Raw genomic sequence first — 13029 nt, forward strand, 5'->3', positions numbered from 1 at the left:
GTTATGGATCAAAAACGACTCACCCACCTGCGTCAACTGGAAGCGGAAAGTATCCATATCATCCGTGAAGTGGCGGCAGAATTCGGCAACCCGGTAATGATGTACTCAATCGGTAAAGACTCCTCGGTGATGCTGCATCTGGCGCGGAAGGCTTTCTATCCCGGCACGCTGCCTTTTCCGCTGCTCCACGTCGATACCGGCTGGAAGTTTCGTGAAATGTACGAATTCCGCGATCGCATGGTGAAGGATATCGGCGCGGAGCTGCTGGTACACCGTAATCCGGAAGGCGTGGCGATGGGCATTAACCCCTTCGTACACGGCAGTGCCAGACATACGGATATCATGAAAACGGAAGGGCTGAAGCAGGCGCTGAACAAGTATGACTTTGATGCTGCCTTTGGCGGTGCGCGACGCGATGAAGAAAAATCCCGCGCGAAAGAGCGCATCTACTCTTTCCGCGACCGTTTTCACCGCTGGGACCCGAAAAATCAGCGTCCTGAACTGTGGCACAACTACAACGGCCAGATAAACAAGGGTGAAAGCATTCGCGTATTCCCACTCTCCAACTGGACCGAGCTGGATATCTGGCAGTACATCTTCCTGGAAAATATCGAAATTGTTCCGCTCTACCTGGCAGCCGAGCGTCCGGTGCTGGAACGCGACGGAATGCTGATGATGATTGATGACGACCGTATTGATCTCCAGCCCGGTGAAGAGATTAAGCAGCGGATGGTGCGCTTCCGTACCCTGGGCTGCTGGCCGCTGACCGGCGCGGTGGAGTCCGAAGCGCAGACGCTGCCGGAAATCATCGAGGAGATGCTGGTGTCCACCACCAGTGAACGTCAGGGGCGCGTTATCGATCGCGATCAGTCCGGCTCAATGGAGCTGAAGAAACGCCAGGGTTATTTCTAAGGAGCCGATATGAATACCGTCATTGCACAACAAATCGCCGATCAGGGCGGCGTCGAAGCCTGGCTGCACGCGCAGCAGCACAAAAGTTTGCTGCGTTTTCTGACCTGCGGCAGCGTAGACGATGGCAAAAGTACCCTGATAGGCCGTCTGCTGCACGATACCCGACAGATTTATGAGGATCAGCTCTCCTCCCTGCACACGGACAGCAAGCGCCACGGTACACAGGGTGAGAAGCTGGATCTGGCGCTGCTGGTGGACGGCCTGCAGGCAGAACGGGAGCAGGGCATCACCATTGACGTTGCCTATCGCTATTTCTCCACTGAGAAGCGCAAATTTATTATTGCCGACACCCCCGGTCACGAACAGTACACCCGTAATATGGCGACCGGCGCCTCCACCTGCGATTTAGCCATCCTGTTGATTGACGCGCGTAAAGGCGTACTGGATCAGACCCGTCGTCACAGCTTTATCTCCACGCTGCTGGGCATTCGCCATCTGGTGGTGGCAATCAATAAAATGGACCTGGTGGATTACCGCGAAGAAACCTTTGAACAGATCCGCCAGGATTACCTGGATTTCGCGACTCAGCTGCCTGCCGATCTGGATATACGCTTTGTACCGATGTCCGCGCTCGAGGGCGAGAATGTCGCTTCGCCGAGTGCGGCTATGGGCTGGTACAGCGGCCCAACCCTGCTGGACGTACTGGAAACCGTTGAAATCAGGCGGGTGGTTGAACAGCAGCCGATGCGCTTCCCAGTGCAGTATGTTAACCGCCCCAACCTGGACTTTCGCGGCTATGCGGGCACTCTGGCTTCGGGTTCGCTCCAGGTCGGACAGCGCATCAAGGTGATGCCGTCCGGCGTTGAGTCGACGGTAACCCGCCTGGTGACCTTTGACGGCGATGTAGAGCAGGCCCAGGCCGGCGAAGCGATAACCGTGGTGCTGAAGGATGAAATTGATATCAGCCGTGGCGATCTGCTGGTCAACGCTGACGAAACACTCGCGCCCGTTCAGTCTGCCAGCGTTGACGTGGTATGGATGGCGGAACAGCCGCTGATGCCCGGTCAGAGCTTTGATATCAAGATCGCTGGAAAGAAAACCCGCGCCCGCGTAGACAACGTTCAGCATCAGGTTGAAATCAACAGCCTGACCCAGCGTGATGTGGACAGGCTGCCACTCAACGGTATTGGCCTGGTGGATGTGACGTTTGAAGAGCCGATGGTGCTGGATAACTATCAGCAGAACCCCGTAACCGGCGGCATGATCTTTATCGATCGGCTGAGCAACGTCACGGTGGGCGCCGGGATGATCCGTGAGCCGCATGCGGATGCACCTCAGCACCAGGGCGACTTCAGTGCCTTTGAGCTGGAGCTGAATGCGCTGGTACGCCGTCATTTTCCGCACTGGAACGCGCGCGATCTGCTGGGCGGACAGTAAAATGGCTGCCATTCACGACGAAAATGTTGTCTGGCACGATCACCCGATCACGCGCGACGCGCGTGAGCAGCAGCATGGCCATCGGGGTGTGGTGCTGTGGTTTACCGGACTCTCGGGGTCCGGTAAGTCTACGGTGGCGGGGGCGGTAGAGCAGGCGCTGCACCGTCTTGGCGTCAGCACCTACCTGCTGGATGGCGACAACGTGCGTCATGGGCTCTGCCGCGATCTCGGCTTTAGCGACGATGACCGTAAAGAGAATATTCGTCGCGTGGGTGAAGTGGCCACGCTGATGGTGGATGCCGGGCTGGTGGTGCTGAGCGCCTTTATTTCGCCTCACCGGGCGGAGCGTCAGATGGTGCGGGACATGCAGGGGAAAGGGCGCTTTATCGAAGTTTTTGTCGATACGCCGCTGGCCATCTGTGAGGCCCGTGACCCTAAGGGGTTATACAAAAAAGCCCGGGCCGGAGAGCTGCGGAATTTCACCGGTATTGATGCGGTTTATGAGGCGCCAGAGCGGCCTGAAATCCACCTGGACGGGGAACAATTGGTAACAAAATTGCTGGTTCAAGTGTTAGATCTGCTGCGTGAGCACGATATTATCAACGCCTGAGATAGCCACGGCGAATCGCCTCAGAGCGGGCCGACTTACGCGTCAACAGGATACTTATGCAAAACGTAACGCCCATGCTGGCTCGCAAAGATGACCGGGACCCGGAAGAGACTTCCTGGTCTTTCCCCGGCGGAGTGGTGGGCTTCGCCGCTTACTGGTTCGCGCTGGCGATCCCGTTTCTGCTCTACGGCTCTAATACGCTGTTCTTTTTTCTCTACACGTGGCCATTCTTCCTCGCATTGCTGCCCGTTTCCGTTCTGACCGGCATTGCCTCCAGCCTGCTGCTGCGGGGCCATCTGCTCTGGACGATAGTGGTCACGGTAGCGGCGGTGGTCTGCCTGTTCTGGCTGCTGTTCACGCTGCTCTCCGGGTGGTAGCCGACTGCCCGCCTTTCACCGCCTGCTTTCAGGGGCGAATATAATGTCTGAATCCCCACTGCGGTTACAAAATTTTGCCGGGTAGCCCGGATTAGCTTGCAACTCTGCTCACCGAACCACCAATATGCTGCTATTTCACCGACAGAGTGGAGTCCGGCCAAAAGTTATGGGATGATTGGGCCGTTTTTCAGGGGGCGGGGATGGGAAAACTTACGCTGCTGTTACTTGTACTTCTCGGCTGGTTGCAGTATTCGCTCTGGCTGGGCAAGAACGGCATACATGATTATACGCGCGTCAATGAAGACGTGGCGGTACAACAAAGCAGTAATGCGAAGTTAAAAGCGCGAAACGATCAGCTGTTTGCAGAAATCGACGACCTTAACGGCGGTTCTGAAGCAATTGAGGAACGCGCACGTAACGAGCTGGGGATGATTAAACCCGGCGAGACCTTCTATCGCCTTGTGCCGGATCAAAATAAACGAAACGCGCAGCAGGGGATCCCCAACGGTCAGCAGCGATAAGCCATGAACATCGCCGTCTCTTTTCCGCACGTCATCGCTATCGTACCCGCTGCGGGTATCGGTAGCCGCATGCAGTCAGAATGCCCGAAGCAATATCTCGCCATTAACGGCAAAACCATACTGGAACATACGCTGGACAGCCTGCTGGCCCATCCGGCGATTAGGCGCATTATTGTCGCCATCAGCCCCAGCGACCGTTTTTTCGCCTCGCTGCCTGTGGCAGGCGACCCGAGGATTAGGGTGGTGGTGGGCGGTCAGGAGCGTGCCGATTCCGTGCTGTCCGGGCTACAGGTGGCGTCCGATGCTGCCTGGGTGCTGGTGCATGACGCGGCGCGCCCCTGTCTGCATCCTGACGACCTGACACAGTTGCTTATGCTGACTGAAACCAGCAGGGTGGGCGGCATCCTCGCTGCCCCCGTTCGCGATACCATGAAGCGCGGTGAGCCTGGCAGGGAGACGATTGCGCATACCGTAGAACGTCAGGACCTCTGGCATGCGCTAACGCCGCAGCTCTTCCCGCAGGCGCTACTGCGCGACTGCCTGGTGCGGGCGCTGGGCGAAGGGGCGACCATCACCGATGAGGCCTCTGCGCTGGAATACTGTGGCTATCATCCAGAACTGATCCCCGGTCGTAGCGATAATATCAAGGTAACGCGGCCCGAGGATTTGGCGCTGGCGGCCTTTTACCTGACACATTTACATAATGAGGAGAGCGCATAATGCGTATCGGACACGGTTTTGATGTACACGCCTTTGGCGGCGCAGGCCCTCTGATTATCGGCGGCGTACGTATTCCTTACGATAAAGGGCTGCTGGCGCATTCTGATGGTGACGTGGCGCTGCATGCGCTTACCGATGCGCTGCTGGGGGCGGCGGCTCTCGGCGATATTGGCAAGCTATTTCCTGATACCGATGCCGCTTACAAAGGTGCGGACAGCCGCGAGCTGCTGCGCGAAGCCTGGCGACAGATCGCTGAAAAGGGCTATACGCTGGGTAACGTAGACGTGACCCTGATTGCTCAGGCACCGAAAATGTTGCCCCACATTCCGCAGATGCGCATCAATATCGCCGAAGACCTGGGTATCCATATGGATGACGTCAACGTTAAGGCGACGACCACGGAAAAGCTGGGTTTTACCGGTCGCGGAGAGGGCATCGCCTGTGAAGCGGTGGCGCTGCTGTTAAAGGCGGTCAGATAATGACCCTGAACGAGCTGAGCTGGCTGCATGGCAAACCCACGTCTGCGGGCGTGGTTAAAGCTAACCCGGAAGACTTTATCGTCATTGAAGACCTGGGCTACCGGCCAGACGGCGACGGCGAACAGCTGCTGGTCCGCGTGCGTAAAAATGGCTGTAACACCCGCTTTGTCGCAGAGGCGCTGGCTAAATTTGCTGGTGTACATCCACGGGACGTCAGCTTTGCCGGCATGAAAGATCGCCATGCCGTGACCGAGCAGTGGTTTTGCCTGCGCATTCCCGGAAAAGTGACCCCCGACTTCTCAGCGTTTCAGCTGGAAGGGTGTGACGTGCTTGAAAGCGCCCGCCACCGACGGAAACTGCGAACCGGTGCGCTGCAGGGAAACGCATTCACCCTGATTTTGCGGCAGGTCACTGACCGCGAGGCGGTCGAGCAGCGGCTGGAACAGATTAAGGTGGCTGGCGTACCGAACTACTTCGGTGAACAGCGCTTTGGGCATCAGGGAAATAACCTGGTGATGGCACAGCGCTGGGCATCGAACGAATTACGCGTTCGCGAACGCAGCAAGCGCAGCTTTCTGCTCTCTGCCGCCCGCAGCGCGCTGTTCAATCAGGTTGCCAGCGACCGCCTGGCGCAGCAGGGATCGCTTAAGCAGGTTATGGACGGTGACGCGCTGCAGCTCACCGGACGCGGCAGCTGGTTTGTGGCTGATGAGGCTGAGCTGGAGACGCTTCAAACCCGCGTCAGCCAGGATGAACTGCGGATCACCGCACCGCTTCCTGGCAGCGGCGAGTGGGGTACCAAAGGCAGCGCGCTGGCATTTGAGCAGCAGAGCCTGGCAGCGGAAGCAGAATTGATTACACTGCTTGAGCGTGAGCGCGTAGATGCGGCGCGCCGGTCGCTACTGGTGGTGCCGCGCGATCTGCTCTGGCGCTGGTGGGATGATGTGACCCTTGAGCTGAACTTCTGGCTTCCGGCAGGCAGCTTTGCCACCAGCGTGGTGCGGGAAATTGTCGAACAGGAAGGTAACGATGCGAATATTGCTGAGTAACGATGACGGTATTCATGCGCCTGGTATCCAGGTGCTGGCTACGGCACTGCGGGAATTTGCTGACGTGCAGGTTGTTGCTCCCGATCGCAATCGCAGCGGCGCCTCGAACTCGCTGACGCTCGATACTCCGCTTCGTACCTTTAGCTACCCCGGTGGCGATATCGCCGTGCAGATGGGCACGCCGACCGACTGCGTTTACCTGGGCGTAAACCGGCTGATGCAGCCCGGACCCGATATTGTGGTGTCCGGCATCAACGCCGGGCCGAACCTCGGTGATGACGTAATTTACTCCGGCACCGTAGCCGCAGCGATGGAAGGGCGTCACCTTGGACTGCCCGCACTGGCGGTCTCCCTTAACGGCTACCAGTACTATGAGACTGCGGCGGCGGTGACCTGCACCATCCTGCGCGCTTTGCAGCGCGAGCCGCTTCGCACCGGGCGCATCCTTAATATCAACGTGCCGGACCTTCCGCTCTCTGAGATCAAAGGCATACGCGTTACCCGCTGCGGTAGCCGCCATCCCAGCGATGGGGTGATCCCGCAGCAGGATCCGCGTGGCAATACCCTTTACTGGATCGGGCCGCCCGGCGAAAAACTGGATGCCGGGCCGGATACCGACTTTGCCGCCGTTGATGAGGGCTATGTCTCCGTCACCGCCCTGCATGTCGATTTAACCGCCCATGCCGCTCAGGCAGTACTGTCAGACTGGCTGGATCAGGCCGGGGTGGGCCGCCAATGGTGAGCAGACGTATTGATACGCTGCTGGCGCAGCTGCGCCAGCAGGGCATTGAGGATGAACGCCTGCTAAAAGCCATTGAGGAGGTGCCGCGCGAGCGCTTCGTCGATGAAGCCTTTGAACATAAGGCCTGGGAAAATATGGCGCTGCCGATTGGCTCCGGCCAGACCATCTCTCAGCCCTATATGGTGGCGAAAATGACCTCGCTGCTGACGTTGACGCCCGCGTCGCGCGTGCTGGAAATCGGCACAGGCTCCGGGTATCAGACGGCAATTCTGGCGCATCTTGTCGAACACGTTTTTTCCGTCGAACGGATCAAAGGCCTGCAGTGGCAGGCTAAGCGAAGGCTGAAACAGCTGGATCTGCATAATGTCTCCACGCGCCACGGTGATGGCTGGCAGGGCTGGCCCTCACGCGGGCCGTTTGACGCTATTATTGTCACCGCTGCCCCACCGGAAATTCCCCTTGAGCTGATGTCTCAGCTGGATGAGGGGGGAATTATGGTATTGCCGGTAGGTGAAGAGCATCAGCAGCTGAAGCGGATCCGCCGTCGCGCCGCAGAGTATATTGTCGACACCATTGAGCCAGTGCGTTTTGTCCCGTTGGTGAAAGGCGAACTGGCCTGATTAAGGTCGTACGCAATTGCATACATCTGTGAATAGCGAGCGAACGACGATATTGTTACTATCTGAATAATTGAATTTTTATCAACACCGCTGTCCAGCCGATAGCTGGATGGACAGCTGCCGCAGTAGTGCCGTAACGGGGGATTTAAATGAGCACGGGAAGCCCAGATTTCAAATTGCGCCGTATTGCGGCCGTTTCGCTGGTAGGTTTTTGGCTGGCAGGCTGCTCCAGCAGTAATACTCAGGCACCCATTAGTTCGGTGGGCAGTAATGCTGACTCGGGTATGACCTCCTCAGTCAGTGCAGACAGCAGCACAGGTGGCGGCCTGATTGCCCGGCCCTCATCCATTTCTACTAACGCGCCACAGCCGGTCAGTCAGCCTGTTATGGCCAGTTCTGGCGAAAGTCAGAGCGTTGTCACCCAAAATGGGCACATTGTTTACAATCGTGCTTATGGGAATATTCCTAAAGGTAGCTACAGCGGGCAGACCTACACGGTCAAACATGGCGATACCCTGTTTTATATCGCGTGGATTACTGGAAACGATTTCCGCGATCTTGCGCAGCGAAACAATATTCCCGCGCCTTACAGTCTCAATGTGGGCCAGCAATTGCAGGTGAGTAATGGCTCCGGTGGTACGCTCACCGGTGGAAACGCTATCACCGCAGCTGACGCAACGGCGGGGGGGGTACCGACTCAGCCGACCACTCCACAAATTAAAGGCGGAACGGTTGCACAGCAGCCAGTAATTACGTACTCTGAGGATTCAGGTAAGCCAAGTGAAGGCAAAATGCTGCCCTCATCCGGCACAAATACTGTTGCAACGACAACAGCGCCGGTTACCACCCCAACCGTCAGCAGCACAACCACCAGTACTACCCCTGTGGGTAGCTGGAGATGGCCGACTGACGGTAAGATTATCGATAACTTTTCTGCGTCCGAAGGAGGCAATAAAGGTATTGATATCGCGGGGACCCGTGGACAGCCCGTTGTTTCAACCGCCTCAGGGCGCGTTGTTTACGCCGGGAATGCGCTGCGCGGTTACGGTAATTTGATTATCATCAAACATAATGATGATTACCTGAGTGCATATGCCCATAACGACACGATGCTGGTCCGCGAGCAACAAGAAGTTAAAGCGGGTCAGAAGATTGCCACTATGGGTAGTACCGGCACGAGCTCGGTTAGATTGCATTTTGAAATTCGTTACAAGGGGAAATCCGTAAACCCGTTGCGTTATTTACCGCAGCGATAAACCGGCAGAACCCTGGTGTTCTGCCCTGGGATCACGGGTAGGAGCCGCTTATGAGCCAGAATACGCTGAAAGTTAATGAGTTAAATGAAGACGCGGAATTCGACGAAAACGGAGCTGAGGTTTTTGATGAGAAGGCTCTTGTCGGAAATGAACCTGCTGATAATGACTTAGCTGAAGAAGAGCTGTTGTCACAAGGCGCAACGCAACGCGTGCTGGATGCGACGCAGCTCTACCTGGGAGAAATTGGTTACTCTCCCCTTCTAACGGCAGAGGAAGAGGTTTTCTTTGCCCGTCGTGCGCTACGTGGTGATGTTCCATCGCGCCGTCGCATGATTGAAAGTAATCTACGTCTGGTAGTTAAGATTGCCCGTCGTTACAGCAATCGCGGTCTGGCCCTGCTGGACCTGATTGAAGAAGGTAACCTCGGTTTAATCCGCGCCGTAGAAAAGTTTGACCCGGAAAGAGGGTTCCGCTTCTCTACCTACGCTACCTGGTGGATTCGTCAGACGATTGAACGGGCTATCATGAACCAAACCCGTACCATTCGCCTGCCGATTCACATCGTAAAAGAGCTGAACGTCTATCTGCGTACTGCGCGCGAACTGGCCCACAAGCTGGATCACGAGCCAAGTGCCGAAGAGATAGCTGAGCAGCTTGATAAACCTGTTGACGACGTCAGCCGTATGCTGCGCCTCAACGAACGCATTACATCAGTTGACACACCTTTGGGTGGGGATTCTGAGAAAGCGCTGCTGGACATCCTGGCCGATGATAAAGACAACGGCCCGGAAGATACCACGCAGGACGATGATATGAAGCAAAGCATCGTCAAATGGTTGTTCGAGCTGAACGCCAAGCAGCGTGAAGTACTGGCTCGTCGTTTCGGCCTGTTAGGCTATGAAGCGGCAACGTTGGAGGATGTAGGCCGGGAAATCGGTCTGACCCGCGAACGTGTTCGTCAGATTCAGGTTGAAGGTCTGCGTCGTCTGCGTGAAATTTTGCAGGCGCAGGGACTGAATATCGAAGCTCTGTTCCGCGAATAGAAGTCTGTATTAGGTTAATGCGAAAAGCGGTGGCAAAAGCCACCGCTTTTTTATTGCCTGTACCCAGCCAGGGGTATCGGACAGAGGTCAGGCCGTCGTGCTACGGCAAGGCCCGCGAAATGAGCGCAGGCCTGGGACCGGGCTAAACCAGAGACTTCAGGCGGTAAATCCACTCCAGCGCCTGGCGTGGTGAAAGAGAATCAGGATCCAGCGCTTCCAGGGCTTCAACTGCGGGAGAGGTCTCCTCAACCAGCAGCGGAAGCTGAGGGCCATCTCCCGGAGTCGCTGCGGCGTTGCCAGACAGGGTTTCCAGCTCCTTCAGCTTTTGCCGGGCGCGTTTGATCACTTCCTTAGGCACGCCCGCCAGCGCAGCTACCGCAAGACCATAGCTTTTACTGGCGGCCCCCTCCTGCACGCTGTGCATAAAGGCAATCGTATCGCCATGCTCAATGGCGTCCAGATGTACGTTGGCTACGCCTTCCATTTTTTCGGGAAGCGTGGTCAGCTCAAAGTAGTGGGTAGCAAACAACGTCATCGATTTAATACGGTTCGCGAGGCTTTCAGCGCAGGCCCAGGCCAGCGACAGACCATCATAGGTCGAGGTACCGCGACCGATCTCATCCATCAGTACCAGGCTGTGCCCGGTGGCATTGTGCAGAATATTGGCCGTTTCGGTCATTTCAACCATAAAGGTAGAGCGACCAGACGCCAAATCGTCCGCAGCGCCGACGCGGGTGAAAATACGGTCCACTGGCCCAATAAGTGCCTGTTCAGCGGGGACATAGCTGCCAATGTACGCCATCAGTGTAATCAGCGCCGCCTGACGCATATAGGTACTTTTACCACCCATATTCGGACCGGTGATCACCAGCATACGACGCTGCGGCGACAGTGAAAGAGGGTTAGCGATAAACGGCTCTTTCAGTACCTGCTCAACCACCGGATGCCGTGCGCCAGTCAGTTTAATCCCCGGTTTTTCGCTTAGTGTCGGACAGGCGTAGTTCAGCGTCCATGCGCGCTCGGCAAGGTTCGCCAGCACGTCCAGCTCGGCAAGAGCGGCGGCACTGAGCTGGAGCGCTTCAAGGTGAGGCAGCAGAAGATCGAACAGCTGTTCATACAGCGATTTTTCCAGCGCCAGCGCTTTGCCTTTCGACGTGAGAACTTTATCTTCGTACTCTTTCAGCTCGGGAATGATATAGCGTTCGGCATTCTTTAACGTCTGGCGGCGTACATAGTTAATGGGCACCAGGTGACTCTGACCCCGACTAACCTGGATATAGTAGCCGTGGACGCCGTTGAAGCCGACCTTAAGCGTATCCAGCCCCAGCTTCTCGCGTTCGCGGATCTCCAGGCGGTCCAGATAGTCGGTCGCGCCATCTGCCAGCGCCCGCCACTCATCCAGCTCGGCATTGTAGCCCGGGGCTATCACGCCGCCATCACGCACCAGTACCGGCGGCGTCTCGACGATGGCGTTTTCCAGCAGCGCCAGCAGCTCCTCAAACTGGCCCATCTGCGTACGCAGCGTTTGCAGATGCGGGGTTTCACCATCTGCCAGCAGGGCATCCAGCTGCGGAAGCTGCTGGAAGGCATGACGCATACGGGCAAGATCGCGTGGCCGTGCGGTACGGAGCGCCAGCCTCGCCAGGATCCGCTCAAGGTCGCCAACCTGGCGCAGCAGCGGCGAGAGTTCGGCAGAAAAGTCCTGCAGCGCGCCAATGCTTTGCTGGCGGTTAATAATAATCTGGCTGTCACGCACGGGCATATGCAGCCAGCGTTTCAGCATGCGGCTGCCCATCGGTGTAACGGTCTTATCCAGCACCGAGGCCAGGGTGTTTTCACTGCCTCCGGCCAGATTCTGAGTAATCTCCAGATTACGCCGGGTGGCAGCATCCATGATGATGCCATCCTGCTGGCGCTCCATGGTCAGCGAGCGGATATGTGGCAGCGAGGTACGCTGCGTATCCTTTGCATACTGCAACAGGCAGCCTGCTGCCCGCAGGGCCAGCTCGGCCTGCTCGACGCCGAAGCCACTCAAATCGCGGGTGCCAAACTGCATATTCAGCTGCTGGCGGGCCGTTTCTACCTCAAATTCCCACAGCGGCCGACGACGCAGACCGCGACGGTTATCAATAAGTGACATCGCCGCAAAATCTTCTGAATAGAGAAGTTCAGCGGGATTCGTGCGCTGCAGCTCGGCAGCCATGGTTTCGTTATCGGTTGGCTCTGCCAGGCGAAAGCGCCCGGAGCTGATATCAAGCGTCGCGAAGCCAAAGCCACGCGGGCCCTGCCAGATGGCTGCCAGCAGATTATCCTGGCGCTCCTGCAGCAGCGCTTCATCGCTGATGGTACCCGGCGTGACAATACGCACGACCTTGCGCTCAACCGGACCTTTGCTCGTTGCCGGGTCGCCAATCTGCTCACAGATAGCAACGGATTCACCCAGATGCACCAGCTTAGCCAGGTAGTTTTCCACCGCATGGTAGGGTACACCGGCCATCGGAATGGGTTCGCCGGCGGAAGCACCGCGTTTGGTCAGGGAAATTTCAAGCAGCTGTGATGCCCGTTTGGCATCGTCGTAGAACAGTTCATAGAAATCCCCCATGCGATAAAATAGCAGGATTTCCGGATGCTCAGCCTTGAGGCGCAGGTACTGCTGCATCATTGGTGTGTGGGTCGAGAGGTCCCTGTCTACAGACTCTTTCATATTGAATTTACTCATCTTTGGAATTCAGGTGCAACGCTGTTCGCCTCTCCGAATCCGCAATTTGTAAGCCAAAAGTATTCCGGCTACCGGCGAGAAAAAAATCCCGTACATGGGGCCTATCATATCACTGACAACCCGCAGGATTCATCCCTGAGATGACGGTGTTACCCGATACCAGGGAAAGCGGCCCTGGTAACAGTAGCGCTTATCGGGTCACTATTTTATTGAAGGTTATCAGGGCTGGAGTCGGAAAAATATCGGATAATGTTCGTTTCGAACAGGCATGCGAGAGCGTTCGCAACTCAGGGTGAAAATTTATTGAATAGTACCTTTTTATACGGGAAACAGCCTGATTCATGGCATTCTCAGGCTCGCTCCAATACCGAAATTGCAGACGTAAATGTAAGTATCCCAGTTTTAGTTCCACGCACTTTTTGAGATTTCCAGTTTCTCAGCCATCAGCCCATATTCTTCCGGCGTCAGGTTATTCAGGGATTCATGAGGCCGCTCACTGTTGTATTCATTCAGCCAGCGCTGCGTTATTTCCCGCGCTTCATCC

At 56.6% G+C, this 13029-nt stretch carries 14 protein-coding genes; 12 read left to right on the forward strand and 2 right to left on the reverse strand.

What is annotated here, in order from left to right:
* Nucleotides 1-3: 3 nt before the first annotated feature.
* The 12 genes from cysD (at nt 4) to rpoS (ending at nt 9766) form a co-directional block, all read left to right on the forward strand.
* Nucleotides 4-912, forward strand: coding sequence for a sulfate adenylyltransferase subunit CysD (gene cysD / locus ACLRGG_RS19105; RefSeq protein WP_416251247.1), 909 nt, complete (start codon nt 4-6; stop codon nt 910-912).
* Between the two features lie 9 nt (nt 913-921).
* On the forward strand, nt 922-2349 hold the full coding sequence (gene cysN / locus ACLRGG_RS19110; RefSeq protein ID WP_416251248.1) for a sulfate adenylyltransferase subunit CysN: 1428 nt from the start codon (nt 922-924) through the stop codon (nt 2347-2349).
* 1 nt (nt 2350) lies between these two features.
* Nucleotides 2351-2959, forward strand: coding sequence for an adenylyl-sulfate kinase (gene cysC, locus ACLRGG_RS19115; RefSeq protein ID WP_416251249.1), 609 nt, complete (start codon nt 2351-2353; stop codon nt 2957-2959).
* A 56-nt stretch (nt 2960-3015) separates the two neighbouring features.
* Nucleotides 3016-3336, forward strand: a complete 321-nt coding sequence (locus ACLRGG_RS19120; RefSeq protein ID WP_416251250.1) for a DUF3561 family protein — start codon at nt 3016-3018, stop codon at nt 3334-3336.
* 200 nt (nt 3337-3536) lie between these two features.
* The gene (gene ftsB, locus ACLRGG_RS19125; RefSeq protein ID WP_067707636.1) at nt 3537-3857 is read left to right on the forward strand and encodes a cell division protein FtsB; all 321 of its coding nucleotides are present in this window, start codon (nt 3537-3539) and stop codon (nt 3855-3857) included.
* A 3-nt stretch (nt 3858-3860) separates the two neighbouring features.
* Complete coding sequence (gene ispD, locus ACLRGG_RS19130; protein ID WP_416251251.1) at nt 3861-4577, forward strand: 2-C-methyl-D-erythritol 4-phosphate cytidylyltransferase; 717 nt, start codon at nt 3861-3863, stop codon at nt 4575-4577.
* A complete protein-coding gene (ispF, locus tag ACLRGG_RS19135; RefSeq protein ID WP_416251252.1) occupies nt 4577-5056 on the forward strand; it encodes a 2-C-methyl-D-erythritol 2,4-cyclodiphosphate synthase in 480 nt (159 codons plus the stop codon). Before ispD ends, ispF begins: the two co-directional genes overlap by 1 nt.
* Nucleotides 5056-6105, forward strand: coding sequence for a tRNA pseudouridine(13) synthase TruD (gene truD / locus ACLRGG_RS19140; RefSeq protein WP_416251253.1), 1050 nt, complete (start codon nt 5056-5058; stop codon nt 6103-6105). The genes ispF and truD overlap by 1 nt, the downstream gene beginning before the upstream one ends.
* The gene (gene surE, locus ACLRGG_RS19145; RefSeq protein WP_416251254.1) at nt 6086-6847 is read left to right on the forward strand and encodes a 5'/3'-nucleotidase SurE; all 762 of its coding nucleotides are present in this window, start codon (nt 6086-6088) and stop codon (nt 6845-6847) included. The genes truD and surE overlap by 20 nt, the downstream gene beginning before the upstream one ends.
* Nucleotides 6841-7467 (forward strand): protein-L-isoaspartate(D-aspartate) O-methyltransferase, encoded by a 627-nt coding sequence (locus tag ACLRGG_RS19150; protein WP_416251255.1) that lies wholly within the window; start codon nt 6841-6843, stop codon nt 7465-7467. Before surE ends, ACLRGG_RS19150 begins: the two co-directional genes overlap by 7 nt.
* Nucleotides 7468-7616: 149 nt before the next feature.
* The gene (gene nlpD / locus ACLRGG_RS19155) at nt 7617-8723 is read left to right on the forward strand and encodes a murein hydrolase activator NlpD (RefSeq protein WP_416251256.1); all 1107 of its coding nucleotides are present in this window, start codon (nt 7617-7619) and stop codon (nt 8721-8723) included.
* Between the two features lie 50 nt (nt 8724-8773).
* Nucleotides 8774-9766 (forward strand): RNA polymerase sigma factor RpoS, encoded by a 993-nt coding sequence (gene rpoS / locus ACLRGG_RS19160; RefSeq protein WP_067707659.1) that lies wholly within the window; start codon nt 8774-8776, stop codon nt 9764-9766.
* Nucleotides 9767-9908: 142 nt separating this feature from the next.
* Here the strand turns inward: rpoS and mutS are convergent, their stop codons facing one another.
* Both mutS and ACLRGG_RS19170 read right to left on the reverse strand, forming a co-directional pair.
* On the reverse strand, nt 9909-12470 hold the full coding sequence (mutS, locus tag ACLRGG_RS19165) for a DNA mismatch repair protein MutS (protein WP_416251258.1): 2562 nt from the start codon (nt 12468-12470) through the stop codon (nt 9909-9911).
* 417 nt (nt 12471-12887) lie between these two features.
* The coding region (locus ACLRGG_RS19170) for an integrase core domain-containing protein (RefSeq protein ID WP_416251259.1) at nt 12888-13029 on the reverse strand (142 nt) is incomplete at its 5' end.

The sequence above is a fragment of the Erwinia sp. PPS120 genome (assembly GCF_047918655.1).
Lineage (GTDB): Bacteria > Pseudomonadota > Gammaproteobacteria > Enterobacterales > Enterobacteriaceae > Erwinia > Erwinia tasmaniensis_A.